This window comes from Sulfitobacter sp. EhC04 (assembly GCF_001650875.1).
Taxonomy (GTDB): Bacteria; Pseudomonadota; Alphaproteobacteria; order Rhodobacterales; family Rhodobacteraceae; genus Sulfitobacter.
The window spans coordinates 244,179-269,161 of sequence record NZ_LXYI01000009.1; the positions used below are offsets into that span (position 1 = coordinate 244,179).

The 24,983-nt window shown below is 63.1% G+C and carries 30 protein-coding genes, 1 tRNA gene and 1 other RNA gene; 13 read left to right on the top strand and 19 right to left on the bottom strand.

All coding sequences use genetic code 11. From position 1 onward, the window contains the following. Positions 1-9 precede the first annotated feature (9 nt). Entirely contained in the window at positions 10-351 is a 342-nt protein-coding gene (locus tag A8B82_RS24410) for a hypothetical protein (RefSeq protein ID WP_201120749.1), read from the top strand. On the opposite strand, the gene A8B82_RS23470 is transcribed toward A8B82_RS24410, so the two are convergent. Beyond that, positions 254-523: a DksA/TraR family C4-type zinc finger protein gene (locus tag A8B82_RS23470; protein WP_082899161.1), complete on the bottom strand. Its 270-nt coding sequence runs from the start codon at positions 521-523 to the stop codon at positions 254-256. The two genes, A8B82_RS24410 and A8B82_RS23470, sit on opposite strands and share 98 nt — an antisense overlap. Positions 524-632: 109 nt before the next feature. Here A8B82_RS23470 and A8B82_RS05460 point away from each other — a divergent pair, with 109 nt between their 5' ends. Beyond that, positions 633-1,808 carry a dipeptidase gene (locus A8B82_RS05460; protein WP_067289209.1) on the top strand — a complete coding sequence of 392 codons (1,176 nt, stop codon included), beginning with the start codon at positions 633-635 and terminating at the stop codon, positions 1,806-1,808. A 23-nt stretch (positions 1,809-1,831) separates the two neighbouring features. Here A8B82_RS05460 and A8B82_RS05465 read toward each other — a convergent pair whose 3' ends face one another. The 3 genes from A8B82_RS05465 to A8B82_RS05475 form a co-directional block, all read right to left on the bottom strand. Beyond that, the gene (locus tag A8B82_RS05465) at positions 1,832-2,800 is read right to left on the bottom strand and encodes a Gfo/Idh/MocA family protein (RefSeq protein WP_067289212.1); all 969 of its coding nucleotides are present in this window, start codon (positions 2,798-2,800) and stop codon (positions 1,832-1,834) included. Between the two features lie 217 nt (positions 2,801-3,017). Then, positions 3,018-3,914, bottom strand: a complete 897-nt coding sequence (gene rpoH / locus A8B82_RS05470) for an RNA polymerase sigma factor RpoH (protein ID WP_067289215.1) — start codon at positions 3,912-3,914, stop codon at positions 3,018-3,020. Positions 3,915-4,090: 176 nt separating this feature from the next. After that, entirely contained in the window at positions 4,091-5,122 is a 1,032-nt protein-coding gene (locus A8B82_RS05475; RefSeq protein ID WP_067289217.1) for an RluA family pseudouridine synthase, read from the bottom strand. Between A8B82_RS05475 and A8B82_RS05480 the strand changes: the two genes are divergently transcribed. Continuing rightward, positions 5,121-5,423 carry a DUF6476 family protein gene (locus A8B82_RS05480; RefSeq protein WP_067289220.1) on the top strand — a complete coding sequence of 101 codons (303 nt, stop codon included), beginning with the start codon at positions 5,121-5,123 and terminating at the stop codon, positions 5,421-5,423. The two genes, A8B82_RS05475 and A8B82_RS05480, sit on opposite strands and share 2 nt — an antisense overlap. Before the next feature lie 119 nt (positions 5,424-5,542). Here A8B82_RS05480 and A8B82_RS05485 read toward each other — a convergent pair. Both A8B82_RS05485 and A8B82_RS05490 read right to left on the bottom strand, forming a co-directional pair. Next, positions 5,543-5,619 (bottom strand) — tRNA-His (locus A8B82_RS05485). Between the two features lie 68 nt (positions 5,620-5,687). Beyond that, positions 5,688-6,170 (bottom strand): GNAT family N-acetyltransferase, encoded by a 483-nt coding sequence (locus tag A8B82_RS05490; RefSeq protein WP_067289520.1) that lies wholly within the window; start codon positions 6,168-6,170, stop codon positions 5,688-5,690. 81 nt (positions 6,171-6,251) lie between these two features. Between A8B82_RS05490 and A8B82_RS05495 the strand changes: the two genes are divergently transcribed. Further along, positions 6,252-6,449 (top strand): DUF6324 family protein, encoded by a 198-nt coding sequence (locus A8B82_RS05495; RefSeq protein ID WP_067289222.1) that lies wholly within the window; start codon positions 6,252-6,254, stop codon positions 6,447-6,449. A gap of 10 nt (positions 6,450-6,459) precedes the next feature. Here A8B82_RS05495 and A8B82_RS05500 read toward each other — a convergent pair whose 3' ends face one another. Then, the gene (locus tag A8B82_RS05500; protein ID WP_067289523.1) at positions 6,460-6,930 is read right to left on the bottom strand and encodes an MmcB family DNA repair protein; all 471 of its coding nucleotides are present in this window, start codon (positions 6,928-6,930) and stop codon (positions 6,460-6,462) included. A gap of 115 nt (positions 6,931-7,045) precedes the next feature. Here A8B82_RS05500 and A8B82_RS05505 point away from each other — a divergent pair, with 115 nt between their 5' ends. The 5 genes from A8B82_RS05505 to ssrS all read left to right on the top strand — a co-directional run bounded on the left by A8B82_RS05505 (position 7,046) and on the right by ssrS (position 10,207). Further along, positions 7,046-8,353 (top strand): hypothetical protein, encoded by a 1,308-nt coding sequence (locus A8B82_RS05505; protein ID WP_067289226.1) that lies wholly within the window; start codon positions 7,046-7,048, stop codon positions 8,351-8,353. Continuing rightward, entirely contained in the window at positions 8,350-9,096 is a 747-nt protein-coding gene (locus A8B82_RS05510) for a hypothetical protein (RefSeq protein ID WP_067289229.1), read from the top strand. Before A8B82_RS05505 ends, A8B82_RS05510 begins: the two co-directional genes overlap by 4 nt. A 174-nt stretch (positions 9,097-9,270) precedes the next feature. Continuing rightward, positions 9,271-9,591, top strand: a complete 321-nt coding sequence (locus A8B82_RS05515) for an ArsR/SmtB family transcription factor (RefSeq protein ID WP_067289231.1) — start codon at positions 9,271-9,273, stop codon at positions 9,589-9,591. Next, on the top strand, positions 9,588-10,010 hold the full coding sequence (locus tag A8B82_RS05520) for an SRPBCC family protein (RefSeq protein WP_067289234.1): 423 nt from the start codon (positions 9,588-9,590) through the stop codon (positions 10,008-10,010). Before A8B82_RS05515 ends, A8B82_RS05520 begins: the two co-directional genes overlap by 4 nt. 43 nt (positions 10,011-10,053) lie before the next feature. Further along, positions 10,054-10,207: non-coding RNA, 6S RNA (gene ssrS, locus A8B82_RS24750), on the top strand. Positions 10,208-10,245: 38 nt separating this feature from the next. Here the strand turns inward: ssrS and A8B82_RS24140 are convergent. The 6 genes from A8B82_RS24140 to A8B82_RS05545 form a co-directional block, all read right to left on the bottom strand. Continuing rightward, on the bottom strand, positions 10,246-10,383 hold the full coding sequence (locus A8B82_RS24140) for a hypothetical protein (RefSeq protein ID WP_161489424.1): 138 nt from the start codon (positions 10,381-10,383) through the stop codon (positions 10,246-10,248). Between the two features lie 111 nt (positions 10,384-10,494). Further along, positions 10,495-10,968: a transcription antitermination factor NusB gene (gene nusB, locus A8B82_RS05525; RefSeq protein WP_067289237.1), complete on the bottom strand. Its 474-nt coding sequence runs from the start codon at positions 10,966-10,968 to the stop codon at positions 10,495-10,497. Beyond that, entirely contained in the window at positions 10,965-11,516 is a 552-nt protein-coding gene (locus A8B82_RS05530; protein ID WP_067289240.1) for a 6,7-dimethyl-8-ribityllumazine synthase, read from the bottom strand. Before A8B82_RS05530 ends, nusB begins: the two co-directional genes overlap by 4 nt. 3 nt (positions 11,517-11,519) lie before the next feature. Next, on the bottom strand, positions 11,520-12,644 hold the full coding sequence (ribB, locus tag A8B82_RS05535; RefSeq protein WP_067289242.1) for a 3,4-dihydroxy-2-butanone-4-phosphate synthase: 1,125 nt from the start codon (positions 12,642-12,644) through the stop codon (positions 11,520-11,522). Positions 12,645-12,808: 164 nt separating this feature from the next. Beyond that, the gene (locus tag A8B82_RS05540; RefSeq protein WP_067289245.1) at positions 12,809-13,375 is read right to left on the bottom strand and encodes a hypothetical protein; all 567 of its coding nucleotides are present in this window, start codon (positions 13,373-13,375) and stop codon (positions 12,809-12,811) included. Next, positions 13,372-13,965, bottom strand: coding sequence for a riboflavin synthase (locus tag A8B82_RS05545; protein WP_067289248.1), 594 nt, complete (start codon positions 13,963-13,965; stop codon positions 13,372-13,374). Before A8B82_RS05545 ends, A8B82_RS05540 begins: the two co-directional genes overlap by 4 nt. 130 nt (positions 13,966-14,095) lie before the next feature. On the opposite strand from A8B82_RS05545, the gene A8B82_RS05550 reads away from it, so the two are divergent. The 3 genes from A8B82_RS05550 to A8B82_RS05560 all read left to right on the top strand — a co-directional run bounded on the left by A8B82_RS05550 (position 14,096) and on the right by A8B82_RS05560 (position 18,682). After that, positions 14,096-15,388: a capsule biosynthesis protein gene (locus A8B82_RS05550; RefSeq protein WP_067289526.1), complete on the top strand. Its 1,293-nt coding sequence runs from the start codon at positions 14,096-14,098 to the stop codon at positions 15,386-15,388. Between the two features lie 115 nt (positions 15,389-15,503). Then, positions 15,504-16,634, top strand: a complete 1,131-nt coding sequence (locus tag A8B82_RS05555) for a polysaccharide biosynthesis/export family protein (RefSeq protein ID WP_201120743.1) — start codon at positions 15,504-15,506, stop codon at positions 16,632-16,634. A 5-nt stretch (positions 16,635-16,639) separates the two neighbouring features. Continuing rightward, positions 16,640-18,682 (top strand): capsular polysaccharide biosynthesis protein, encoded by a 2,043-nt coding sequence (locus tag A8B82_RS05560; RefSeq protein WP_067289251.1) that lies wholly within the window; start codon positions 16,640-16,642, stop codon positions 18,680-18,682. A 48-nt stretch (positions 18,683-18,730) separates the two neighbouring features. Here A8B82_RS05560 and ribD read toward each other — a convergent pair whose 3' ends face one another. The 5 genes from ribD to A8B82_RS05585 all read right to left on the bottom strand — a co-directional run bounded on the left by ribD (position 18,731) and on the right by A8B82_RS05585 (position 21,969). Then, on the bottom strand, positions 18,731-19,801 hold the full coding sequence (ribD, locus tag A8B82_RS05565; protein ID WP_067289531.1) for a bifunctional diaminohydroxyphosphoribosylaminopyrimidine deaminase/5-amino-6-(5-phosphoribosylamino)uracil reductase RibD: 1,071 nt from the start codon (positions 19,799-19,801) through the stop codon (positions 18,731-18,733). A gap of 29 nt (positions 19,802-19,830) precedes the next feature. Next, positions 19,831-20,298 (bottom strand): transcriptional regulator NrdR, encoded by a 468-nt coding sequence (gene nrdR, locus A8B82_RS05570; RefSeq protein WP_067289253.1) that lies wholly within the window; start codon positions 20,296-20,298, stop codon positions 19,831-19,833. Between the two features lie 217 nt (positions 20,299-20,515). Continuing rightward, complete coding sequence (locus A8B82_RS05575; protein ID WP_067289533.1) at positions 20,516-20,938, bottom strand: secondary thiamine-phosphate synthase enzyme YjbQ; 423 nt, start codon at positions 20,936-20,938, stop codon at positions 20,516-20,518. Positions 20,939-21,013: 75 nt separating this feature from the next. Then, on the bottom strand, positions 21,014-21,349 hold the full coding sequence (locus tag A8B82_RS05580) for a hypothetical protein (protein ID WP_235604621.1): 336 nt from the start codon (positions 21,347-21,349) through the stop codon (positions 21,014-21,016). Between the two features lie 203 nt (positions 21,350-21,552). After that, positions 21,553-21,969 carry a winged helix-turn-helix transcriptional regulator gene (locus tag A8B82_RS05585; protein WP_067289258.1) on the bottom strand — a complete coding sequence of 139 codons (417 nt, stop codon included), beginning with the start codon at positions 21,967-21,969 and terminating at the stop codon, positions 21,553-21,555. 77 nt (positions 21,970-22,046) lie between these two features. On the opposite strand from A8B82_RS05585, the gene A8B82_RS05590 reads away from it, so the two are divergent. After that, entirely contained in the window at positions 22,047-22,916 is an 870-nt protein-coding gene (locus A8B82_RS05590) for an SDR family oxidoreductase (RefSeq protein ID WP_067289261.1), read from the top strand. Between the two features lie 75 nt (positions 22,917-22,991). On the opposite strand, the gene rpoD is transcribed toward A8B82_RS05590, so the two are convergent. Beyond that, the gene (gene rpoD, locus A8B82_RS05595) at positions 22,992-24,974 is read right to left on the bottom strand and encodes an RNA polymerase sigma factor RpoD (RefSeq protein WP_067289267.1); all 1,983 of its coding nucleotides are present in this window, start codon (positions 24,972-24,974) and stop codon (positions 22,992-22,994) included. Between the last annotated feature and the right edge of the window lie 9 nt (positions 24,975-24,983).

Sequence of the window (24,983 nt, forward strand, 5' to 3'; positions counted from 1 at the left end):
CCCATCGGAATGCCTGTCGGGCTGCGGCAACTTTACAAAAAACAGGTCAAACGGCGGATCTTGCGGGTGCTGATCTGGGTGCGCCTGCATGTGCCGCCCGGATTGCGCCTGATCCTTGGCATCCTGCTGATGATCGGCGGCGTGTTCAGCTTCCTGCCGGTTCTGGGCCTGTGGATGCTGCCCGCGGGCTTTTACATCGCGGCACTTGATGTCGTGCCGCTGTGGCGAAGGGTGCGGAGGCGTCCCGCGCCTGTCACTTCAACTGCGAATCCTTCGATCCCCGCCGATTTATCCCACCCCGCACCGCCGAGCTTGCCGCACGTTCCTGGGCACAATCCACACAAAGCTTGACCCCCGGCAGCGCCTGACGGCGCGCCTCCGGGATCGGTTCTTCACATTCCGCGCAATGCGTCAGGCTCTCGCCCTGCGGCACCTTGCGGGCCCTGAGCCGTGCCAGTTCGTCATTGATCGAGGCTTCGATCTGTTCTGATACCGCGCCGTCGCGCGCCCATCCTCCGGCCATGTCCATTCCTCCGATGTCCTGCACAGAATAACACCCCGTCGCGCCACGTCACCCCTATGCGTCGGGCCGAAGGATGTTAACCTGTCAGGAACAACAGCCGGAGGCCCCCATGCGTATCGTCAAAAGACTGCTTCTCATCCTATTGTCGCTTCTGGTCCTGGCGCTCGTCGGCTTTTTCACCTTTGCGCCGGCATATGTCGAAAAATCCCGCAACGCCGTCCTGCCGCATGATCCCTATCCGGTCTCTGACGCGGCGCAGCAGTTGCACGACAATCTGATCATCGGCGACCTGCACGCAGACCCGCTGCTGTGGAATCGCGACCTGACCAAGCGCAGCGATTACGGCCAGGTCGACATCCCCCGCCTGCTGGAAGGCAATGTGGCCGTGCAGGTCTTTACCGCCGTGACCAAGTCGCCCGCCGGTCAGAACTACGAAGAGAACTCGGCAGAGGCCTTTGACAACATCACCGCGCTGGCCATCGGCCAGCTTTGGCCGCCGCGTACCTGGAACAGCCTTCTGGAACGCGCGCTTTATCAGGCAGAAAAGCTGGAGGCGGTCGAAGCCGCCCTGCCCGGCCAGTTCCGCATCATCCGCACGCGCGCCGATCTTGACAGCCTGCTGGCGGACCGTGCGGCGGGCCAAAAAATCGTCGGCTGCATCCTGGGGATCGAAGGGGCGCACCCGTTGGAGGGCGACATCGCGAATCTCGACAAGATCGAAGCGGCGGGCCACCGGGTCATCGCCCTGCAACATTTCTTTGACAATGCTCTGGGCGGGTCGCTGCATGGCAAGGGGGATCAGGGGCTGACAGACTTTGGCCGCGAAGTGGTGCGCGAAGTCGCGCAGCGCGGCCTTGTGCTCGACATTGCGCATTCCAGCCCGGCGGTGGCCCGCGATGTGCTTGAAATCACGGACATTCCGCTGATCGTCAGCCACAGCGGTGTCTCTGCCCATTGCGAAACGCCGCGCAACTTCCCGGACGATCTGATGCGCGAGATTGCCGCCACCGGCGGCGTGATCGGCATGGGCTACTGGGATGAGGTCACCTGCGGCGATTTCACCCCCGCCGGGGTCGCCAGAATGACGCGGACCGCCATCGACCTGCTGGGCGAGGATCACGTCGCGCTGGGGTCAGACTTTGACGGCTCGGTCACTACCGCCTTTGACACCTCCGAACTTGCCGCGCTGACCCATGCTTTTCTGGCCGAAGGCCTGACAGAGGATCAGATCGCCAAGGTCATGGGCGGCAACATGATCCGCGTGCTGCGCGCCCGGTTGAAATAAAGCACTTTGCGATTGTGCAGTGATCAGGCCTTGCCTGCGGCATAGACCATGTCGATCATCCGTTGCGTGCCTTTGCTGAATTCCAGCGGACAGGGGTAATCTGCCCCCTCCAGCACGCTGCGGCCAAAGGCCTCGACCTGAAGGACATAGTGATTGACCGCCGGAAAGCGTTCCACGGTAATGCTGCTGGCCGAGGTTTCCAGATGCAATTCCGCCTGGTCGAACACGCCCGCGTTGAACGGGCAGGTCAGCCGCAGGATGCCCTTGTCACCGTGCAACACGATCTCCTGCCGGGGGGCCATCCGGGTGGAGACCATGGCACCATAGGTAAAGTCGCCAAAATCGCCCGCGATCCGCGCCGTGGTATCGACGCCATGCTGGTATTCGATCCCCGCATAGGAAATCGCCTTGGGCTCTGCCTCGGTGATGAACCGCACCGCGCCGCAGGCATAGACGCCGATGTCAGGCAAGGCCCCGCCGCCGGTGCCGGGCTGGTTGCGGATGTTGTCCAGATCGTCGTTGAAAAAGGAAAAGGTCACGCTGACATGGCGCAGATTGCCCAATGCGCCCTGCTTCAAAAGGTCCCGCGCCCGCTGCATCTGCGGATGATGCACGATCATGAAGGCCTCGGCGGCCTGCAACCCGGTCCGGTCCCGCGCCGCGATCACGGTATCGAAATCCACCGCCTTCAGCGTCAGCGGCTTTTCACACAACACATGTTTGCCCGCCTCCAGCGCCTTCACGCTCCATTCAACATGCAGATGATTCGGCAGCGGGATATAGACCGCATCCACCTGCGCATCTGCCAGCAGCGCCTCGTAGCTGTCATGCACCCGCAACCCGGGCGCAAAATCGCAAAACGCTTCCGCCTTAGCAGCCGAGGAGGTGGCAAGTGCCGCCAATTGCGCGCCCCTGGCGGCGTGGATCGCCGGGGCCATGTGCTGCCTTGCAAAATTCGACGCCCCAAGGACGCCCCAACGCAAATGGGTCATGTCTTCTCCGATCCTTGTTTAGCGTCCCGCCTTGAAGGTGAACCGCCAATACCCTGGCGCGCTCCGCGCTCTCAAGACATTGGCGATGTGATCTGCGTCAAGGCAAGGACGGGACGCTGTAAGCGGACCCTACCGCATTGGCCCTGCGCCACAAGTTCGGACAAGAAAAAACCCCCGCAGCGGATGCTGCGGGGGTCCGTTTCAGGTCACATTGTAATCAGGCGTCTGCCATCATGCCCTTCTCGCGGGCCAGGTCACGCATTCGCTTTTGCAGCTTTTCAAAGGCGCGCACCTCGATCTGGCGAATGCGCTCCCGGCTGACATCGTATTGCGCCGAAAGATCCTCAAGCGTCACGGTTTCATCGCTCAACCGGCGTTGGGTCAGAATGTCCTTTTCCCGGTCATTCAGCACTTCCAGCGCCTCGCCCAGCATTTCGCGCCGGGTTTCCAGCTCGTCCCGCTCGGCATAATCGCCCGCCTGGTCGGCGTCTTCGTCCTCCAGCCAGTCCTGCCACTGCATCGTGCCTTCGCCTTCGGAGCCGACAGTGGCATTGAGCGAGGCATCACCGCCCGACATCCGCCGGTTCATCGAAATCACTTCGGCCTCGGTCACGCCCAGCTGGGTCGCGATGGTCTTGACGTTCTCGGGGCGCAGGTCGCCCTCCTCTAGCGCGCCGATCTTGTTCTTGGCCTTGCGCAGGTTGAAGAACAGCTTTTTCTGGCCCGAAGTCGTGCCCAGCTTTACCAGCGACCAGGACCGCAGGATATATTCCTGGATCGACGCCCTGATCCACCACATCGCATAGGTGGCAAGCCGAAAGCCCTTTTCAGGGTCAAAGCGTTTCACGGCCTGCATCAGACCCACATTCGCCTCTGAAATCACCTCGGCCTGCGGCAGGCCATAGCCGCGATAGCCCATGGCGATCTTTGCGGCCAGACGCAGGTGGCTGGTGACCATCCTGTGCGCGGCTTCAGTGTCCTGCTCTTCCACCCACCGCTTGGCAAGCATGTATTCCTCTTCGGGTTCCAGCAGGGGAAACTTGCGGATTTCCTGCATATAGCGGTTCAGCCCGCCTTCAGGTGTCGGTGCCGGCAGATTTGCATAATTTGCCATCAATTGTCCCTTTCCCAGTCTCGGGGGGCCTGTTCTACAGTTATGTTTAAGGCCTTAACATCCATATGGTCAGCGCTAACAGGTGTTTCAAGTCAGCCTGAGCCTGTTTTCTTAAGATTGGCACAACATGAGTGAATAAACAGTTATCTTTCAACCATCTCACGCGGTTGTGCGCGTCATCCCGCCAAACGCAGCAGGTCCAGCAGATCGGCCATGTCCGCGGGCAATGGCGCTTCAAAGCGCACCGCCTCACCGGTGACCGGATGCTCAAACCCCAGCACGGCGGCATGCAGCGCCTGCCGGGCAAAGCCGCGCACGACATCTGCGACACTCTCGGGCAACGCCGTCTTGGCCAGCTTGCGCTTGCCGCCATAGGTCGGATCGCCCACCAGCGCGTGACCGGCATGGGTCATATGGACCCTGATCTGATGGGTCCGCCCGGTCTCAAGCCAGCATTCCATCAGCGCCAGCACCGGCGGGGTGCCAAACCGTTCAATGGTGCGGGCGCGGGTCACCGCATGGCGTCCGCCCTGAAACAACACTGCCTGACGTTGCCGGTCGGTCCGGTGCCGCGCAAGCTGCGTGGTCAGTTTCAGGATATTGCCGGGCTCGAATGACGCGCCCCTGACCCCGCGCAGACGCGGATCGCTGGCCTCCGGCACACCATAGACCAGGGCCTGATAATACCGCTCAACCGTATGTTTTTCGAATTGCGCGGCCAGCCCGTGATGCGCGGCATCCGATTTGGCCACCACCAGCAGCCCGCTGGTGTCCTTGTCGATCCGGTGGACAATGCCGGGCCGCTTCATGCCACCCACACCGGACAGGTTGTCACCGCAATGGGCCATCAGCGCATTCACCAGCGTGCCCGACGGGGTGCCCGGCGCGGGATGTACCACCATGCCCGCAGGCTTGTTCACCACCACCAGATCGGCATCCTCGAACAGAATCTCCAGCGGGATCGCCTCGGGCCGGATGTGGCTTTCTTCCGCCTCCTCCACCCCGATCTCCACCTGCGCCCCCGCCTGCACCTGGGCGCGCGGGTCGCGCAGCACCTGACCGTCGACCCGGACCGCCCCCTGCTCGATCAACCGCGACAGCCGGGTGCGCGACAGGGCGGCTTGCTCTGGCACATCGCGGGCCAGCGCCTTATCAAGGCGCGGTGGCGGGCTGTCCGCCAGGATAAAGGTGATGGTCCGGTGCGACATGAGTGATTCCGATGACGATGTGACAGAACCGGCCAACCTGCGGTTCCTGCGGCGGCTGGTGACGGTGCTGACCGTGGTGATGATCTGCGGCGTTCTAGTGGTGATCGGCCTGCTTGTCACCCGCCTTGGCAGCAAGGCCCCGGGCCTGCCCGATCAGATCAGCCTGCCCCAGGGTGCCTCCGCCCGCGCCTTTACCCAGGGCGACAGCTGGTACGCCGTTGTCACCGATCAGGACCAGATCCTGATCTTCGACCGCCTGACCGGCAAGATCACCCAGACTGTGCAAATCACATCCCCCTGATTTCTTTATGCCTGAAATACCTCCGGGGTTTGGGGCAGCGCCCCAAGGCTCTCAACCGGGTGTCCCCCTCACGTCACAAAAACCACGGCTTTCAACTCATGACGTCTGGCGGGGGGGGATGGTACCACCTCCTGGTCTCGAACCAGGGACCTCTTGATCCACAATCAAGCGCTCTAACCAACTGAGCTAAGGCGGCACTGGGGCCGATTTAGCCAAGCAGGACCGGGATTGCAATACCCTTGGTCAGCCATTACCGCGCCAAATCTACAGGCTGATGGACCAATGCTGTTCCACATTCGGCTTCCCGAAAGACACAACCGGTTTGCTGCTGTTCAGGGTCCAGCCCGACCTGGCATAAAGCGCGCCCGCCGCGCGGTGCGATTCATGGGTCCAAAGCTGCATGCGCTGATAACCGGCATCTCTCGCAAAACCCATGCAGGTGCCCAGCATCCTGCGCCCCAGCCCCTCGCCGCGTGCATCCGGCGTCAACAGGAACAGCCGCAGTTTCGCGCAATCCTGCGTCAGCCGCACGCAAAAGATCGAGCCAAGTGGCTGTCCGTCACGCCATGCGATCCAGCCCCGCTCGCAGGTCGGATCATGCCCCGCCAGAAAATCATCGAGGATCTGGGCCACGAGCACACCGAAGCTCGCGTCGAACCCTTCGTCGCGCGCGTAATGGACCTCGTGCTGTTCCAGCAGCCAATCCCGGTCCCCTGCGGTGAATGAGCGAATCTCGATCTCTGTCATGACCACAGCCTGACGCGACTGCCGCTTGCCAAGCAAGCCCTGTCAGGATAGCCCTGCATCCCATCATCGGCGGAGAACACCATGGGAATCAATACGGAACGCGATATCGAGGCGAACCTGCAAATCGGGCCGACCGATGCGGGCATGGTGCGGCTGTTCGTCGAAGGCGGCGGTGTGGAATTGCCGATGGACTTCACCCCCGAGGAAGCCATCGAAATCGCCGAGGAAATCATCGCCGCAGCCCACCGCGTCAGCGGCGGCAAGGGCAAGAAACGTTAAGCGCTAGGCTTTACCCCCAGTCCGGCAGCATATCCGGGTCGCGCAGCATCTGTAGCCTGCGCGCCGCGCAAAAGGCGAATTTCTGCACCATGACCTTGCGCCGCGCAGGGGCCAGCCGGGCTTCCGGCCCCATGCGGACAATCTCCGCGCCATAAGCGTCACCGATGATCAAACCGGTCTCATCCGGCAGCAATTCGGTGGGAAAATCCGCGTCCACCGCCCAGAAGAACCTGTCGGCCCACTCCAGATAGCCCTCCCATTTCTGGTCGGTCATGAAATCCGCGCGCGATGATTTGCATTCCACCACCCAGACTTCGCCCTTGGGGCCCAGCGCCATCACATCCACCCGCAGGCCACGGGCAGGCACCAGTTCCTCCACACAGGCAAAACCATGGCTCGCCATGTGCCTGCACACCCCCCGCGCCAAAAGCTGTCCGGGTTGCGGGGCGGGCGGGGGCGGTGTCAGGTCGATCTGGGTCATGCCGAAAATAATGAACATTTCGTGAACATTTGCAAGCCCCCGGCCCCGGCAATGGCAAATCATCCCGACACACCCTATCTTGTGCGCTGGTGGATCAACGAGGGGGCGGCAGCACATGGACGATCAGGAACCGATGCATCAGGCGCAGGCACGCGGCGTGCGATACGCCCGCGAGCTGGAAGGACACCTGACATGGCTCGACACTTTTTCCGGCACAGCGCTTGGCGTGCTTGCCGTGGCCTCGGGCATCTATACCTATCTCGGCGTCTCCTCGCTGCTGGATGACAATGGGGCGATGTCCGCTTTTGCCGCGATTGCCTATTCTGTGGCAGTGTCGGTGGGGATTTTTGTCTTTTGGTCCTATATGTTACGGCTCTTTCCTGCGGTACGCACCGCGCGCGCCCGCGTTGGGTTGCTGGGGGCGATGGGGCTGGGGTCAGTTGCGATCATCGCCATGTCGAGCTGGCTGAACGCGGCTGCCCTCGCCGGCTCTGCGGCGGTTGAACAGCATCTGGCCAAAACCGTGCAGGACTATCAGGGCTCACTCGAACGCGCCCATGAAATTGCCTTGTCGGCACAGGGGCTTGAGCGTGACGTGGCCCGCGTACGCCAGTCCTTCGAGGATCTCAGCGAGCAAGAGGCCACCGGCAATCTCTCGGGCCTTGCCGGGCGCGGCGCGGTGTTCCGGGTGCTGCGGCAGAAATCCGCCGAACTCTCCGGGCTTGAATCGCAGATCGCAACCCAGACCCCGCTGGTGGCCACCGCTTTTGCCGAAGGCAACCAGATCCTCAGCCGGATGCGCGCGCTGACGGTCGAACCCGGCCCGGTCGAGGCGCGTTCGGTGGAATTTTCCGAACAGGCGGTGCGGCTGGCCGGTCTGATCACCCAGTTGCGCCAGCTCTCGGTTGCCTCGCTGGTGGAACGCGCGGCACAGGATCTCTCCGCCTCGGTTGTTCTGCCCGAACTAGACGGCAGCACCGCCGAGAATCGCGGCGCACAGGGGGCGACAATCACCTCCGTGCTCGAAGTGCTGGCACAGCGCGCCGCCACGCTGGAACGCGCGGCGCAGGGGGTTCTGGCCATGCCGCCGCCAACGGAAACCACCTATACCCCGATTTCCAGCGCCGATGCGGTGATCCTCTATGCCCGCAACTTCGTGCCCTCCTGGGCCGGGGCCATCGCGATTGACCTCTTGCCTGCGGTGCTGGTTTTCATTCTTGCCATCACCCAGACCGCGATCCGCTCTGGCCGTGAGGGGGCGGCGATCGAGGACACGCTGACGCTGGCTGAAATCCGCGCCGCCCTATCCGCGATGCGCGACATGGAGGCAGCCACACCCCCGGTGTCGCCTTCCCGCCAGACCCCAAGGGAAACCACCGATCCGCAAGAGCCGGTGCGGGTGACGCCGCTGAAATCCACATGACCACCGTCCGCCGCAACCCCGTTGCACGTATCCTGATGGGCGTGCTGATCTTTCAACTGGGGCTGGGGATGCTGCTGTTCTGGGGTGATCTGCGCGACGGGCTGAGCCTGCCCGGCTTTGGCCCCCGCGCGCCCTCGCTCACCGAACCGATCCGGCCCGGCGACCAGACCCGCCGCTATCGCCCTGACCGCGCCCCGGCACCGGGCCGCCCGATGCCCAGCACCCCCTTGCCTGACCGGCTGGTCCTGACCGCGATAGAGGCGGGCAAGACGATCCTGCTGGAAGGGACAATCAGCGAAGGCGACGGCGCGCGCATTGCCCGGCAGATCGAGGAACTGGACCAAGCGCCTGAAGGGGTGATCCTGAACTCCCCCGGCGGATCTGTGCGGGATGCACTGGAACTGGGCCGCAGCCTGCGCGCCGCCGGTCTGACAACCGCGATGCGCGATGGCGACATCTGCTATTCCGCCTGCCCCTATGTGCTGGCCGCCGGGGTCAGCCGCGACATCCCCGAAGGTGGCTCCGTCGGCGTGCATCAGCATTACTTTGGCGAAAGCACGATCCTGCCCGCCTTTGTCGCCGTAGAGAACATCCAGCGCGGCCAGGGCGAGGTCATGGGCTATCTTCAAGAGATGGGCATCGACCCATTGGTCATGCGCCACGCGCTGGTGACGCCGCCCGATGAAATCTATGTTCTGGTCCCCGAAGAACTGCGCGCCTACGGCTTTATCGACGCAGAATAGGGTGGAACCGCCCTCACCGCACACCCAAATCACCGCTTGACATGATACCATTTGGTTTCTAATTAAAGGATACCAAACGGTATCACTTTAGAAAGACCATTCAATGTCCCACCCCCGCCATCGCTTGTCTTTGCACTCTGCCCGCGGTTGCGGTGCAAGCCGGGGAACAACCGCATGACCGATCGAGCCCAGATGACGTTTCGCGCCCTGGCCGACCCGACGCGGCGCGACATCCTGCAATTGCTGGCCGGTCGCGAGATGACCATCGCTGACGTCGCCGAGCGGTTCGACATGACGCGGGCCGCCGTCAAGAAGCACCTGACCGTCCTCAGCGATGGCGGGCTGATCACGGTAGAGACGCGCGGACGCACCCGCGTCAACCGTATCAACCGCACGGGCTTTGCCCCGGTGCTGAGCTGGCTCGACTACTTCGACAGCTTCTGGGACGACCGTCTGGACGCACTGAAATCCGCAATTGAAAAGGACAGGCAATGACCGCCAACACCCTACGCAAGACCATCATGCTGGCCGCCCCGCGCGAACAGGTCTGGGATTATCTGACCCTCCCCGAACATCTGGCAAAATGGTTTCACGCCCCGAAAGCGCCGCTGACCGAAGGCTCCGTGCTGGAACTGTTCGGCACCGAAAGCGGCAACAAGCTGATCTGGGGAAAGGTCCGCGTGGCCCGCGCGCCCGAGTATCTGGAATATACCTTTTGCGTCAATATGATGGGCGACGCCGAAAGCGTGGTGAAATGGACGCTGGATGCGGTGCCGGGCGGCACGATGCTGTCGCTGGTGCACGAGGGACTGCCCGAAGGCGAGGCCGCGTTCAGCGTTCTGATGTCGCTTGATGCGGGATGGGACGGGCATCTGGCCCGGATGCGCGCCGATCTGAATGAAATCGCTGCATGACCCCTTGCCGCACAGCCCCGCCACCTCTATCTCAGGGGAGTGGCGGGTTCTGCCCTGTTCGTGAGACGTTACATTCCAGTGGCCTTAAGCAAATCCGAGGGAGCTGGCTCTGTCCGGGCCCTGGTCCGGTTACCTGGTGCCCACCTGTATATACAGGTCCTCGGGAATAAAAACCGACCGGCAGGTGTGGTCCCGTCACACAAGACCAAACTCTGCCGCCCACCCCATTGGAATTTCAAACCGTCCGAACGTCCAGTTCTTCCCGAAACAGCTGCTGGATCTCGTCCCGCGTGACAGCACGGTTCAGCCGCTTGTCTGCATTGATGTGGATCTTTGCGCTACGGTTGCGGATTGCCTTGATCAATGTCGCCATTGTCTCACCCCATAATGATGCTGCCCCACGCAGCCTATGGGTGCTTGATAGGGTCAGGAACTTCAGAAGAGGTAAAGCGTCACGTGCTTTCGAACCGCATGGTTAGCGAAATCAGAACGCTTCGGGCTGCGCCTCGCGGGCCATGTGATCCAGCACCGCGTTGACGAATTTCGGCTCCTTTCCATCGGGAAAGAAAGCGCGCGCCACATCGACATATTCGTTAATCACCACCCGTGGGGGCGTCCCGGTATCCCGCAATTCCGCCCCGGCGGCGCGGAACAAGGCACGCAAGGTGGGATCAATCCGCGCAATCGGCCATTTGGCCACCAGCGCACGGTCCGTCATCTGGTCGATGGCGGCCTGATGGTTCACGGCGGTTTCCAGAACGTCGGCAAAATGACCGATATCGCCATCCTGCATTTCGTCGCCCTCGTAAACCGCGCCAAAGCGGTGGTCCAGGAACTCGCGGCGCACCACCTCGACTGTCTGGCTTGAATGTTCCATCTGGAACAGCGCCTGCACGGCATAAAGCCGTGCCGCCGATTTCATCTTGCGCTTCTGGTTGCCCGACAGTGACGTGTTCATGCGATGTTGTTTCCGTCGGCCTCTCCCGCCATCAGCGTATCTTCGCCGCGCGGTCTGAAGCCGATGCCTTTGCTGGTTTGCGCCCACTTACGGCCGAGCGCGATCAGATGCAAGGCTGCTGCCGCCGCACCGCCACCCTTGTTCTGGCCATCGGGGTCAGCGCGCACATCGGCCTGCTCCTTGTTCTCGACTGTCAGGATGCCGTTGCCGATGCACAGCCCCTGCAAGCCCAGCATTTGCAGCGCGCGGCTGCTGTCATTGCAGACGGTTTCGTAATGCGTCGTCTCGCCCCGGATCACGCAGCCCAGCGCCACATATCCGTCAAAGTTGCTGCGCCGGTCACTGATCCCGATGGCGGTGGGAATTTCCAGCGCGCCGGGCATCTCGACCACCTCATAGGCGGCACCCGCCGCCTCCAGCTCTGCCTTGGCACCGTCCAGCAGCCCCTGGGCAATGTCACTGTAATAGGGCGACATCACGATCAGCACCTTGACCGGCGCGTCGAATACAGGGCGCGGCAGGACCGTATGTTGCTGCGATGAGGCCATGTTCTACCCTTCCGTGATGGGGCGCGTGCCCACGATTTCGATGGCATAGGCATCAAGGCCCAGATACCGGGTTTCGGGGTTGTCCGTCAGCAGGACCAGCTGGTGCAATCCCAGCTCAGACAGGATCTGGGCGCCGAGCCCCGTGCGCTTGATCGTGCGCGGGCCGTCTTCGTCGTCCTCGTCCAGCCGCAGCCGGGGGAAAGGATCCCGGAACAGGATCACGGCACCCCGCCCCTCCTCGGCGATGATCTGCATCGCGCGGGGCAGTTCGTCGGCGGGGCTGGGCCCAAGGCCCAGGATGTCTTCCAGCGCGTTGATCGCATGGGTCCGCACCAGCACCGGCTCGGGCGTGCTGATGTCGCCCTTGACCAGAACCACGTGATCGGTGCCGGTGATCTTGTCGGCAAAGATGCGCATCTGCCAGTCGCCGCCATAGGCGGATGTCACCTGCCGCACGTCACGTTCCACCAGCAGGTTGTCATGCTTGTGACGATAGGCGATCAGATCGCTGATGGTGCCGATCTTGAGGCCATGTTTCGCCGCAAACTCGACCAAGTCCGGCAGCCGGGCCATGGTGCCGTCATCCTTCATGATCTCGCAGATCACGCCGGAGGGGTGCAGCCCGGCAAGACGGCTGATGTCCACCGCCGCCTCTGTATGGCCCGCGCGCACCAGCACGCCACCATCACGCGCGCGCAGCGGAAAGACATGGCCCGGCGTGGCGATATCCGCCTCGCCTGCCTGTTCGTCAATCGCCACGGCAACTGTGCGGGCGCGGTCGGCGGCGGAAATGCCCGTCGTGACCCCCTCGCGCGCTTCGATGCTGACGGTAAAGGCCGTCTCGTGGCGCGAGGAGTTGTTCACCGCCATCATCGGCAATCCCAATGTCGCAATCCGCTGCGCCGTCATCGGCAGGCAGATCAGGCCGCGCCCATGGGTCGCCATGAAATTGATCGCGTCCGCATCGGCATGCACCGCCGGGATCACCAGATCGCCCTCGTTCTCGCGGTCCTCGTGATCGACCAGGATGAACATGCGCCCCTGGCGCGCCTCCTCGATGATTTCCTCAATCGGGGATATGGCCGATGACAGCCCTTCTTCCACGGGTCCCGGTGTCTCGTAATTCATCGCATGTCCTCACGTATGGCACGCCCCACATAGCCCAGCCACCGCCCCTTGACCAGAGCACGCGCCGCTGCGTCTTTATGCCAGAAATACGCAATCATGCCGCCTGCAAAGCACATCGCCGCCCGGTTCAACCCCGCAGGCCCAGGGCCCTCATCGGACCGGGTTCAGGAAAAGTACCGTCCCGCTTCAAGGTAGCCTGCGGCCCGTGCCGCACCGGTCCAGTCACGCTCCAGCGCGGTGTCCCCGATGATAAGCACCTGGTCGCGCAGCAGGCCTTGGGCGGCGATGACCTCGCCCAGATGTGCCCGCATTTCGCCCCAGCTGTCGGTAAACTTCGGCGCAGATGCGGTCGCATCCAATACCGGGTTCGCCGCCGCCACCAGCGTCGGGCTTAACGGGTGATGCACCAGCGCCAGCTTTTGCGCGCCTTCCAGCGCCGCCAGCTTGCCCGCGCGGCCCACCGGCATCTGCGGCGCCTCCATCCGCACCACCCTCAGGGCATTGGAAGAGAACAACAGCCCCATGACGTCACGCCCCGTCGCCTTGCGCACCGCCGCATAGGTCGGATAATCCAGCCCCAGCGCACGGGCGCGCGCCACATGCATCTTGACGACCATCAGCGGGATCGCCTTGGGCATGGCCGCATTGCGCGCCTTTTGCCACTGGAAGGTCCGCCATTTCCGGCCGCGTTCCATCGTCGGCCCCTGATTATGCCCGATGCCTGGCGTCATGACATTTCCCCAAGCCGCGCGACATAGCGTGCCAATGTGTCGATCTCCAGGTTGATCCGGTCGCCCACAGCCACATCACCCCAGGTTGTCGCTTCCTTGGTGTGGGGAATAAAGTTGATCCCGAAGTCACAACCATCGACCTCGTTCACCGTCAGCGATGTGCCGTTCAGCGCCACCGACCCTTTCGGCGCGATAAAGCGCGCCAGCGCCTTGGGCGCGCGCAGGGTCACGCGGGTGCTGTCGCCCTCATCCGCCATCGCCACCACTTCAGCCACACCGTCCACATGGCCCGACACGATATGCCCGCCCAGTTCATCGCCCACCTTCAGCGCGCGCTCAAGGTTCAGGCGTTTGCCAATGTGCCAGCCATTCTGGCCGATATTGGTCTTGTCCACGGTCTCGGCGCTGATCTGAACCTCGTACCAATCCGCACCAAGGCCCACGACCGTCAGGCAAACCCCGTCGCTGGCAATCGAGGCGCCCATGTCGATCCGGTCGGTCGCATAGGTGGTCTTGATCCGCGCGCGCAGATCGCCTTCCTGCGCCAGCGCGACAACAGTGCCAATATCGGTAATGATCCCTGTGAACATGGGCTGCTCCTTGACTATCCTGCCCACCGAGGTAACCCCGCGCCATCCGGACGGCAAGGGCCGCCTGCGCCACATTTTCGCCCCCATTGCGTGGCATGACCGTCCCGAACCGAGCTGCCAGAGGATTCACATGACCCGCGTTGCCCCCGAAAATCGGGTATTCCTGTTCCTTCAGGGGCCGCATGGCCCCTTCTTCAACCGCCTGGGCAAGATGCTGCGGTTGACGGGGGCAGAGGTCTGGCGCGTCGGGTTCAACGCGGGCGACCGGGCGTTCTGGTTCCATCCGCGCAGCTACATTCCGTTTCGCGGCACGGCGCAGGACTGGCCCGAAACCTTCAAATCGCTGATCGCCGACAAGCATATCACCGACATCGTGCTTTACGGCGACACCCGCCCGATCCACGCGCAAGCCGTGGCCGAGGCCAGGGCGCGCGGTGTGACCATTCATGTCTTTGAAGAAGGCTATATGCGCCCCTATTGGGTGACCTACGAGCGCGGCGGCTCGAACGGGAACTCACGCCTGATGGAAATGACGATCCCGCAGATGCAGGAGGCGCTGGAGAAATCCGACATGGAGGCCCCGCTGCCCCCCGGACATTGGGGTGACATGCGCCACCATATTTTCTACGGCGCGCTCTACCATTGGTTCGTCATGTTCCGGAACGGCGACTATCGCAATTTCCGCCCGCACCGCAGCCTGCCGGTGACCAAGGAATTCCAGCTATACCTCAAGCGCCTCTTGCTGATGCCGGTGCTGGCCGCCGACCGTCTGATCGCAACCCTGCGCATCCGGCTGGGCGGCTTTCCCTACCACCTCGCCCTGCTGCAACTGGAACATGACAGTTCTTTCCAGATGCATTCGCCCTTCGAAACGATGAGCGACTTTCTGGAAATGGTCATCGACGGCTTTGCCAAGGGCGCGCCGAAACATCACCACCTCGTGGTCAAGGCGCATCCGCTGGAAGACGGCCGCGTGCCGGTGCGCCGCGACATCCGCCGACTTGCGCGCGAGCTGGGCGTCTCGGACCGGGTGCATTACGTGCGTGGCGGCAAGCTGGCGCAGCTTCTCAACGACGCGCGCAGCGCGGTGACCGTGAACTCGACCGCAGGCCAACAGGTGCTTTGGCGCGGAATTCCGCTCAAGGTCTTTGGCCGCGCGGTCTATGCCCAGCCCGAATTCGTCTCGGACCAGCCCCTGCCCGAGTTTTTTGCCCGCGCCAACCGCCCCGACAACAAGGCTTACAAGGATTTTCGGCGCTATCTGCTTGAAACCTCGCAAATTCCCGGCGGTTTTTACGCCGCGCGCGGGCGGCGGCAATTGCTGCGGCAGGTGGTCGACATGATGCTGGCCGAGGAAGACCCCTATGACGCGCTGGAACACGGGACCGCGGCCCCAAGGCAACAGTTGCGGGTCGTTACCTGATCTAAGCTGCTCACTTGTCTGGATTTTCAATTCTACCTGACGTAGCCTGTCCCCAAATACGTCGAAAAAATCGGCGAAACCCGAGGCAGATTGAATAGGTCGAGGAGACCGGGCAGTGAAAACCAGAAAATTTCGGTGGGCGCGGCCCATCGCAGTGCTTGCGGCATTGGCCGTGATATCATCCTGCGGCTTGCCACAGGCAGGCCCCAACAAACGTCAGATCTTTTCCGGGTCGGTGCAAAAGGAAGGCGATGCTTTCGTCGTCGCGGTCAACGACCGTGTGACCCGTGCCACCGCCGTGGTCCCCGCACTTGGCTTTTCCGAAGACTTCAAGAACGCGTCCCAACTGGGATCAGACACCATCCGTCCCGGTGACGTGCTGGGCATTACCGTCTATGAAAACGTGGATGATCCGCTGCTGGGCGTCGAAGGCGCACCCGCCACCCTGCTGGAAGAAGTGCAGGTCGATGGCGCGGGCTTTATCTTTATCCCTTATGCGGGACGCATCAAGGCGGCGGGCAACAGCCCCGACGCGATCCGCCGCATCATCACCACACGTCTGGGCGAACAGACCCCCGACCCCCAGGTCGAGGTCCGCCGCGCGGCCGGTGACGGCTCGACCGTGTCGCTGATCGGCGGCATCGGCTCGCAGGGCGTCTATCCCATCGAGCGGCCCACGCGCACCCTCTCGACCATGCTGGCCCGCGCAGGCGGCGTCGCAATTGAACCCGAAATCGCGCAGATCACCATCATTCGCGGGGCAAAACGCGGCAAGATCTGGTTCCAGGACCTCTATGAGCATCCCGAACTCGACATCGCGCTGCGCGCAGGCGACCGCATTCTGGTCGAGGCCGATACCCGCGCCTTCACCGCGCTGGGTGCGACCGGCGGTCAGGCCCGCGTCCCATTCGAAACGCAGAACCTGTCGGCGCTGGAAGGCATCGCGCAGGTTGGCGGCCTGAACCCCAGCCTTGCGGACCCCACCGGCGTCTTTGTCTTCCGCAATGAACCACAGGAAGTGGCCGAACAGGTGCTGGGCCGCAACGATCTGTCCGGCGCGCAACGCATGGTCTATGTGCTGGACCTGACCCAGCCCAATGGCATGTTCATGGCCCGTGATTTTGTCATCCGTGACGGCGATACCATCTATGTGACCGAAGCCCCCTTTGCCCAGTGGAGCAAGGTCATTTCCGCCATCACCGGCACCGCCGGGTCGGCCGCGAGCCTGACCTCGCTTTCGGACTGATCTGAATGGCTCTCGGGCCGGAAACCTATGACACCCCCGCCGCCGGCCCTGAAAAGGACCGGCGGCTTTTTGTCTATAACGGCGGCTTCCTGACCCAGAAACGGCTGCGCCGCATCCTGCATCTGTCGGGCTATTCGCTGCACCTTGGCCTGCCGCGCGCGGGCGATCACGTCGCGGTCTGGGGCAATTCGCCCACCGCGCACCGGGGCCTTTCGGTTGCCGCGAAACGCGGCGTGCCGGTGGTCCGCATCGAGGACGCGCTGCTGCGCTCGATCCATCCGGGGCGCACGGATGGCGCGCCGCCACTGGGCCTGCTGATCGACCACAAGGGTCTGCATTTCGACCCGGCGCAACCCTCCGAACTGGAGGACATCCTTGCCACCCATCCGCTCGACAACACCAACCTGCTGAACCGCGCGCGCGGGGCCATCGCCCGGATGCAAGAGGCGCATCTGACCAAATACACCGGGTTCGAGCCGGAGGCCGAGGTCCCTGCCCCCGGATACGTGCTGGTGATCGACCAGACCCGCGGCGACGCCTCTGTCACCGCCTCGGGCGCAGACCGGGCGCGGTTCCTGGAAATGCTGGTCTTTGCCCAGGAGGAACACCCCGGCTGCCCGGTGGTGATCAAGTGCCACCCCGAAACCACGCAAGGCCACCGCGCAGGGTACTTCGGGCCGGAAGACACCAACGACCGGGTGCGGCTGCTGGGCGATGCCGTCAGCCCCTGGAAGCTGTTCGAAGGGGCGGTTGGCGTCTATACCGTGTCCTCGCAACTGGGTTTCGAGGCGATCTTTGCCGGGCATAAGCCGCGCGTCTTCGGCCAGCCCTTCTATGCGGGTTGGGGGCTGACCTCGGATGAATTCCCGGTCCCGCGCCGCCAGCGGGTGCTGACCCGCGCGCAGCTTTTTGCCGCTGCGATGATCCTCTATCCAAAGTGGTATGACCCCTGCCGGGACCGCCTGTGCCCGCTTGAGGACGCGGTGGAGGCGCTGGCCGCCCAGACCCGCGCCTGGCGCGAAGACCACCTTGGGTGGACAGGGTCCAAGATCAGCCTTTGGAAACGCAAACCCCTGCAACAGTTCTTTGGCCGCACCACGCCGATGGTCTTCGAGGATGACCCGGCCCGCGCCCGCGCCGCCGCGCCCCGCCGCTGGCTGGTCTGGGCGGGCAAGGCCGAGGTCGGCCATGGCGACGCCTGGCGCATCGAGGACGGCTTTCTGCGCTCCCGCGGATTGGGCGCGGAACTGGTGCCGCCCCTGTCACTGGTCTGTGACGACCTTGGCATCTATTACGATCCGTCCCGGCCCAGTCGGCTGGAAAAATGGATCGAGCGCCGGGCCGATCTGCGCCCCGACCAACGCAGGCGCGCCCAGGACCTGATTGCGGCAATCCGGCAGGCGGGGCTGAGCAAATACAACCTTTCAGGTGCGGCCGACCTTTCCGCACTGCCCAAGGGGCGGCGCATCCTTGTGCCCGGACAGGTGGAGGACGACGCCTCAATCCGCACCGGCGCGGATGAGGTGCGGACCAATGCGGATCTGGTGCGGGCGGTGCGCGCCGCGCATCCGGATGCGCTGATCCTCTACAAGCCGCACCCGGACGTGGAGGCCGGGTTGCGGAATGGCGGCGACACCGCGGCAGCCCTGGCCGATCACGTTCTGGCCCGCGCCGATCCGATTGCGCTGCTGGGACAGGTTGACGAAGTCTGGACCATGACCTCGCTGCTGGGGTTCGAGGCGCTGCTGCGGGGGGTGCCGGTCACCACGCTGGGCGTGCCTTTCTATGCGGGCTGGGGGCTGACCCGCGATCTGGGCGATGTGCCGCCGCGCAGGCGGGCAGAACCGGGGCTGGACGGGTTGGTCCATGCCACGCTGATTGATTATCCGCGCTATCTGGACCCGGTCACCGGCCAGCCCTGCCCCGTTGAGGTCGTGGTGGCGCGGCTGGCCTCGGGCGCGCTTCCGACGCCGGGGGTTGGCAACCGGGCGCTGTCCAAACTGCAGGGGCTGCTGGCGAGCCAGAGCCATCTGTGGCGCGGGCGGTGAATGCGGGATGGATATTTTGAGCCAAAAAGAAAGGCGGGTGAGGCCCCCTCAGGCGCGGTGCCAGACGTGCAGGGCGTCTGCCCCGATACGGCGGGTTTCGCCCAGGGTGTAGCGCGGTGCGGCGGCAAGGCGGGACAGGCCCATGGCGCCGATGCCCGGCAGCCCCTCTGCCCCGATGATCAGCCCTGCGCTGAAGCCGATGAGCCGGTCCACCAGATCCGCCTCGATCAGCGATGCCGCAAGCGCGCTGCCGCCTTCGCAGAATATCCGCGTCAGGCCGTGCGCGCCAAGTTGTTGCAGCACATCGACCGGGTCAAGCTGCCCGCCCCGCGCGGCGCAGGGCAACAGCGTGGCCCCCAGATCGCGCCAGGTGCGCGCAAGGGTCGGGTCGGCGTCCCGGCCATGACACAGGATCAGCGGCACCTCGGCGGCGGTGCGTGCCAGTTTGCCCATCAACGGCAGGTCAAGGCGGCGCGACACAACCACCCGTGCGGGCTGCCATGAGACCCCAAGATCGCGCACCGTGAGGCTGGGATCGTCCTTGCGGGCCGTGCCGCCGCCCACCATCACCGCATCATGGCGCGCGCGCATGGCGTGGGTGGCGCGGCGTGCCTCCGGCCCGGTGATCCATTGGCTTTCGCCGGTGCCGGTGGCGATGCGGCCATCAAATGTCTGCGCCAGTTTCAGCGTCACAAGCGGCCGGCCTTGACGGACAAGCCTAAAGAAACCCGCGTGATCCCTTGTGGCCTCAGCCTCGCAGATCCCCTGCACCACCTCGATGCCCGCCTTGCGCAGCATGGCCACACCGCGGCCATCGACACGGTCGTCCTGATCCTGAACCGCAATGACAACACGGGACACGCCTGCGTCGATCAGCGCTTGGGCGCAGGGCGGGGTCTGCCCGTGATGCGCACAGGGTTCCAGCGTCACATAGACATCCGCGCCCCTGGCGGCGGCACCGGCCTGGGCCAGCGCCTCGGTCTCTGCGTGGGGTCTGCCACCGGGCTGGGTCCAGCCGCGCCCGACAATCCGGCCTGCCGCCACGATCACACAGCCCACCGCCGGGTTCGGCCAGACACGCCCCTGCCCGCGCCGCCCCAGCGACAACGCATGCGCCATAAAACGCGCGTCGATGGCCGCCTGCCGGGTCACTCTTCCTTGGGCAGGTCGGGCCGCAGCTCGGCGACGAATTTATCGAAATCATCTGCCGCCTGGAAGTTCTTGTAAACACTGGCAAAGCGCACATAGGCAACCGTGTCGATCCGGTTCAGCGCTTCCATCACGATCTCGCCGATCTGCTTGGAACCGATGTCGGTTTCGCCCATGCTTTCCAGCCGCCGCACGATGCCGCTGATCATCTGGTCGATCCGCTCAGGCTCTATAGGGCGTTTCTGCATCGAAATCCGGATCGAGCGTTCCAGCTTGTCGCGGTCGAAATCCTCGCGCTTGCCATTGGTCTTGATTACCACAAGGTCGCGCAACTGCACCCGCTCGTAGGTGGTGAACCGCCCGCCACAGGCCGGACAAAACCGCCTGCGCCGGATGGAAACGTGGTCCTCCGCCGGGCGACTGTCTTTGACTTGGGTATCAATATTTCCGCAGAATGGGCACCGCATCGGCCATCCCCCTTTTCTTAACCTGCCTCACTTGTGGGGCTATACGCCCTCTTGCCGAAACTTATAGGGGGTACGCGAGGTTTTGGGTAGGGGCGAAATGCACCGCAACATGTTGTGTTTCAGGATGTGGCCTGAACCCAACGGTTGCCCTCCTCCGTTCACCCCTGGGCAACGGGCAAGGCCTGGGCCGACTGCGATGCCGACAGAGTGACGCGGCTTAGCCCCGGTCGGCGCTGAAATGCGCCGCGACGGTCCGCCGGTGCGGCGCATCGCGGTGCTCGAACAGGTAGATGCCCTGCCATGTCCCCAGTTGCAGCCGCCCTCCGGCCACGGGAATGGACAGGTTCACCGGCAGCATCGCCGCCTTGATATGCGCGGGCATGTCGTCGGGCCCTTCCATCCGGTGCCGAAGATAACGCATCGTGGGGTCGTTCGCGGGCGGCACCAGCCGTTGGTAGAATGCCAGCAGATCGGTCTGCACATCCGGGTCGGCGTTTTCCTGTATCAGAAGAGAGGCCGAGGTGTGGCGGATCAGCAGCGTCAGCAACCCATCGCCCTGACCGGCAACCCAATCCGCAACGTCATCGGTAAAGGGATAAAGCCCCTGACCCCCGGTAGAAATGGTAAAGCTGTTCTGCATGGTTCCGATTTGCCCTTCGCCCCGTGAATCGACGCAATCCCGCATCCACCTCTGTCGGCTTCAGTTCAGAATGCTTCAGTTAAGATCGGGCCGAAACCGGATGTTGTCGAATTCAAGCAGGTAGTCTTTGCAGAACTGGTTGGCGTGATAGACCGGCAGGCCGAGGCCGGGCGTATCCACACGCACCGCGACAGAGCGGGACGGTTCTGTCGGCAAACTGGATACATCGGTGGTAAAGACAACACCGATCCGCCCTGCGCCGCTTTGCGACCGACCACGGGGGGATTTGACATAAAGCCGCTGGGTCGTCGGCACGCCAAGCTGGTGGATCGCATAATCCGCCGCGGCACACCACATGCCGCGCGCGCCTTCGCCAAGCGATTCAATGACCTCGAAAGAGGTCTGCGTCATGCCATAAACTTTCAGATGATTGACAGCTTTATAGGATGGGGCAGCCGCAGCAGCCGATAGACCGCCCGTCAAAATTGCCACTGTCAGGGCTGCAAACCTCAATGATCGCATGTCGTATCCTTTGCTTCGCTGATCCACCCAGAAATAGGCCGATCTGCGGCCAAGTCTATTCACACCTGCGTCACCTTTTGCGCCGTCCGGGATCATGCATTCGCAGCGTCGTAACGGGCGCGGGCCGCGCTGAGGGCGGTTTCATGTGTCTTGGCCCAGCCGATCAGCGACCGGATCGGTCCCATCACCGAATGGCCCAACGGGGTCAGGGCATACTGCACGGAGGGCGGCTTGGTCGGGAAAACGGTCCGTTCGATGAACCCGCCTCTCTCAAGGTCACGCAGGCTTTGCGTCAGCATGCGCCGCGAGATATCCGGCAGCATCCGCAGCAAGGCGTTGAAGCGTCTTGGCTCCTCCTCCAGCGCCAGAAGAACAAGGGTCGTCCACTTTGCTGCAATGTGGTCAAGCAGGTCACGCACCGGGCAGGCCCCCTCGGCGGAGGGGTGCAATTCACTCATGCTCGCCGAGCCCTGCTTGGGCGCGGTTCCTTCCAGGTTACCTTGTGACATGAACTTGCCTCCTTTCGGTGCGGCATTGTGATCTCTAAATGAGACTTACACTCAATTCGGAACCAAAGGAAAATCAAATGTCATCGAAAACCATTCTTGTTACCGGGGCAAGCGGCCAGTTGGGACAGCGCGTTCTAGATCACCTGAAACGTCTGGCCCCCGACGCCGCCATCGCGGGCCTTGTGCGCAAGGAAGAGGACGCCGCCGCCCTGCGGGCCAGGGGCGTTGAGCCAAGGATGGGCGATTATACCGATCCCGCCAGCCTGAGCCACGCAATGGCTGGGGTTCACAAGGTGCTGCTGATCTCCTCCAGCGCAGTGGGGCAGCGCACCGCCCAGCATCAAAACGTGATCGACGCCGCCAGGGCCGCGGATGTCGACCTGATCGCCTATACGTCGATCCTGCGGGCCGACACCTCGCCCATGGCGCTTGCCGAGGAACACAAACAGACCGAAGCCGCGCTGAGCGGTTCGGGCCTGCCAACCGTCTTGCTGCGCAATGGCTGGTACACTGAAAACCTGCTTGGCGGGCTGGAAAGCGACCTGAAGCTGGGCCAGCATTTCGGTGCAGCTGGCAATGGCAAGTTCGCGACCGCGACGCGCGACGACTATGCCGAAGCTGCCGCCGTTGCACTGCTGAGCGCGGAGTCCGCTGGCAAGGTTTACGAATTGGCTGGGCAGCCCGCCTATACGCTGGAAGAGTTCGCAGAGACCCTGAGCGCCGAGGCTGGCAGCACAGTCGCCTATGTGGACATGCCGCAGGAGACCTTCGCCCAGGCATTGGTCGGTGCGGGCCTGCCGGAAGGTTTCGCAGGCATTCTTGCGGACAGCGACGCGCAGGCCGCCAAGGGTGCGCTGGATACCGACAGCACGGATCTTGAAGATCTGATCGGACGGCCCGCAACGCCGTTGAAGGACGCGATCAAGGCGGCACTGGCAGCCCGGTAACGCCCCCGAAAACGAAAAGGACCGGCACAGAGCCGGTCCTTTGCATCTCTGTTATCACCCTTTCGGGCCGCCCGCCTATTGGTCCAGGAAACTCCGCAGCTTCCGGCTCCGGCTCGGGTGCTTGAGCTTGCGCAGCGCCTTGGCTTCGATCTGACGAATACGTTCGCGGGTCACGCTGAACTGTTGGCCGACTTCTTCCAGCGTGTGGTCGGTGTTCATGCCGATGCCAAACCGCATCCGCAACACACGTTCCTCGCGCGGGGTGAGCGAGGCCAGTACCCGTGTGGTCGTTTCCTTGAGGTTTTCCTGAATGGCGCTGTCCAGCGGCAGCACGGCATTCTTGTCCTCGATGAAATCGCCCAGCTGGCTGTCTTCCTCGTCGCCGATTGGGGTTTCCAGCGAAATCGGCTCCTTGGCGATCTTCATCACCTTGCGGACCTTTTCCAGCGGCATTTGCAGCTTTTCGGCCAGTTCTTCCGGCGTCGGCTCGCGACCGATCTCGTGCAGCATCTGGCGGCCGGTGCGGACCAGCTTGTTGATCGTCTCGATCATATGGACCGGGATACGGATGGTGCGGGCCTGATCCGCGATGCTCCGCGTGATCGCCTGCCTGATCCACCATGTCGCATAGGTCGAGAATTTATAGCCGCGACGGTATTCGAACTTGTCCACCGCCTTCATCAGGCCGATGTTGCCTTCCTGAATGAGATCAAGGAATTGCAGCCCGCGGTTCGTGTACTTTTTCGCAATCGAGATCACCAGACGCAGGTTTGCCTCGACCATTTCCTTCTTGGCCTGACGGGCTTCTTTCTCGCCCTTCTGGACCTGTTGGACGATGCGGCGGAATTCAGAGATGTCGAGGCCGACATACTGACCGACCTGCGCCATATCCGCGCGCAGCTCTTCAACCTTGTCGGAGGAGCGTTCGATGAACATCTGCCAGCCGCGACCGGACCGATCGGCCATCCGCTCCATCCAGTTTGGGTCAAGCTCGTAGCCGCGATAGGCGTCGACGAATTCCTTGCGGTTGATGCGGGCCTGATCGGCCAGCTTCACCATGGCGGAGTCGATCTGCATGATCCGGCGGTTGATGCCGTAAAGCTGGTCGATCAGCGCTTCGATACGGTTGTTGTGCAGGTGCAGTTCATTGACCAGCAGCACGATTTCGGACCGCAGTTTCTGATATTTGTCTTCCTGCTTGCTGGAAAAGGACCCATCCTCGTTCAGCGTGGCAGAGATACGGCTGTCCTGCATTTCGCTCAACTTGGCGTAGTCATCGGCGATGATGTCCAGCGCTTCCAGCACCTGCGGTTTCAGCGCCGCTTCCATGGCCGCCAGGCTCATGTTGGCCTGTTCGTCCTCATCATCGTCGTCGTCACTTGCAATCGGGTTGCCGTCAGCGTCCAGTTCCTGCTTGTCGTCGTCCGATTTCGCCTCCGTCGCGCCACCGGGGGCGACCACGGGCGAGGTTACTTCTTCGTCGCCCAGCTGGTTGCCGAATGTCGCCTCAAGGTCGATCACGTCGCGCAGCAGAATGTCCTCGGACAGCAGTTCGTCGCGCCAGATGGTGATCGCCTGAAAGGTCAGCGGGCTTTCACACAGGCCCGCGATCATGGTGTTGCGACCGGCCTCGATCCGCTTGGCGATGGCAATCTCGCCCTCGCGGGACAGCAGTTCGACGCTGCCCATCTCGCGCAGGTACATGCGCACCGGGTCGTCGGTGCGGTCCAGCTTTTCGGCGGTGCCGGAGGAAAGCGCAACTTCCTTGGCGCTGTCGGTGGTGGCCAGTTCGGTGGACCCCTTGGCGTCTTCCTCCTCGGCGTCTTCATCCTCGATGATGTTGATGCCCATTTCGGACAGCATCGACATCACGTCCTCGATCTGTTCGGAAGAGACCTGATCCGGCGGCAGGACGGTGTTCAGCTGATCATAGGTGATATAGCCCTTTTCCCGCGCCTCGGAGATCATCTTCTTGACGGCGGCCTGGCTCATATCCAGCGAATGACCGCTGTCGGAGTCGTCCCGTTTCGTGTCTTCGTTGGTGTCCTTAGCGGCCATTGAACGTCC

Bases quoted from the DNA above. Each gene is read 5' to 3' on its own strand.
- A8B82_RS24410 (WP_201120749.1), top strand. From the start codon at position 10: ATGCCTGTCGGGCTGCGGCAACTTTACAAAAAACAGGTCAAACGGCGG.
- A8B82_RS23470 (WP_082899161.1), bottom strand. From the start codon at position 523: ATGGCCGGAGGATGGGCGCGCGACGGCGCGGTATCAGAACAGATCGAA.
- A8B82_RS05460 (WP_067289209.1), top strand. From the start codon at position 633: ATGCGTATCGTCAAAAGACTGCTTCTCATCCTATTGTCGCTTCTGGTC.
- A8B82_RS05465 (WP_067289212.1), bottom strand. From the start codon at position 2,800: ATGACCCATTTGCGTTGGGGCGTCCTTGGGGCGTCGAATTTTGCAAGG.
- rpoH (WP_067289215.1), bottom strand. From the start codon at position 3,914: ATGGCAAATTATGCAAATCTGCCGGCACCGACACCTGAAGGCGGGCTG.
- A8B82_RS05480 (WP_067289220.1), top strand. From the start codon at position 5,121: ATGAGTGATTCCGATGACGATGTGACAGAACCGGCCAACCTGCGGTTC.
- A8B82_RS05475 (WP_067289217.1), bottom strand. From the start codon at position 5,122: ATGTCGCACCGGACCATCACCTTTATCCTGGCGGACAGCCCGCCACCG.
- A8B82_RS05490 (WP_067289520.1), bottom strand. From the start codon at position 6,170: ATGACAGAGATCGAGATTCGCTCATTCACCGCAGGGGACCGGGATTGG.
- A8B82_RS05495 (WP_067289222.1), top strand. From the start codon at position 6,252: ATGGGAATCAATACGGAACGCGATATCGAGGCGAACCTGCAAATCGGG.
- A8B82_RS05500 (WP_067289523.1), bottom strand. From the start codon at position 6,930: ATGACCCAGATCGACCTGACACCGCCCCCGCCCGCCCCGCAACCCGGA.
- A8B82_RS05505 (WP_067289226.1), top strand. From the start codon at position 7,046: ATGGACGATCAGGAACCGATGCATCAGGCGCAGGCACGCGGCGTGCGA.
- A8B82_RS05510 (WP_067289229.1), top strand. From the start codon at position 8,350: ATGACCACCGTCCGCCGCAACCCCGTTGCACGTATCCTGATGGGCGTG.
- A8B82_RS05515 (WP_067289231.1), top strand. From the start codon at position 9,271: ATGACCGATCGAGCCCAGATGACGTTTCGCGCCCTGGCCGACCCGACG.
- A8B82_RS05520 (WP_067289234.1), top strand. From the start codon at position 9,588: ATGACCGCCAACACCCTACGCAAGACCATCATGCTGGCCGCCCCGCGC.
- A8B82_RS24140 (WP_161489424.1), bottom strand. From the start codon at position 10,383: ATGGCGACATTGATCAAGGCAATCCGCAACCGTAGCGCAAAGATCCAC.
- nusB (WP_067289237.1), bottom strand. From the start codon at position 10,968: ATGAACACGTCACTGTCGGGCAACCAGAAGCGCAAGATGAAATCGGCG.
- A8B82_RS05530 (WP_067289240.1), bottom strand. From the start codon at position 11,516: ATGGCCTCATCGCAGCAACATACGGTCCTGCCGCGCCCTGTATTCGAC.
- ribB (WP_067289242.1), bottom strand. From the start codon at position 12,644: ATGAATTACGAGACACCGGGACCCGTGGAAGAAGGGCTGTCATCGGCC.
- A8B82_RS05540 (WP_067289245.1), bottom strand. From the start codon at position 13,375: ATGACGCCAGGCATCGGGCATAATCAGGGGCCGACGATGGAACGCGGC.
- A8B82_RS05545 (WP_067289248.1), bottom strand. From the start codon at position 13,965: ATGTTCACAGGGATCATTACCGATATTGGCACTGTTGTCGCGCTGGCG.
- A8B82_RS05550 (WP_067289526.1), top strand. From the start codon at position 14,096: ATGACCCGCGTTGCCCCCGAAAATCGGGTATTCCTGTTCCTTCAGGGG.
- A8B82_RS05560 (WP_067289251.1), top strand. From the start codon at position 16,640: ATGGCTCTCGGGCCGGAAACCTATGACACCCCCGCCGCCGGCCCTGAA.
- ribD (WP_067289531.1), bottom strand. From the start codon at position 19,801: ATGGCGCATGCGTTGTCGCTGGGGCGGCGCGGGCAGGGGCGTGTCTGG.
- nrdR (WP_067289253.1), bottom strand. From the start codon at position 20,298: ATGCGGTGCCCATTCTGCGGAAATATTGATACCCAAGTCAAAGACAGT.
- A8B82_RS05575 (WP_067289533.1), bottom strand. From the start codon at position 20,938: ATGCAGAACAGCTTTACCATTTCTACCGGGGGTCAGGGGCTTTATCCC.
- A8B82_RS05580 (WP_235604621.1), bottom strand. From the start codon at position 21,349: ATGACGCAGACCTCTTTCGAGGTCATTGAATCGCTTGGCGAAGGCGCG.
- A8B82_RS05585 (WP_067289258.1), bottom strand. From the start codon at position 21,969: ATGTCACAAGGTAACCTGGAAGGAACCGCGCCCAAGCAGGGCTCGGCG.
- A8B82_RS05590 (WP_067289261.1), top strand. From the start codon at position 22,047: ATGTCATCGAAAACCATTCTTGTTACCGGGGCAAGCGGCCAGTTGGGA.
- rpoD (WP_067289267.1), bottom strand. From the start codon at position 24,974: ATGGCCGCTAAGGACACCAACGAAGACACGAAACGGGACGACTCCGAC.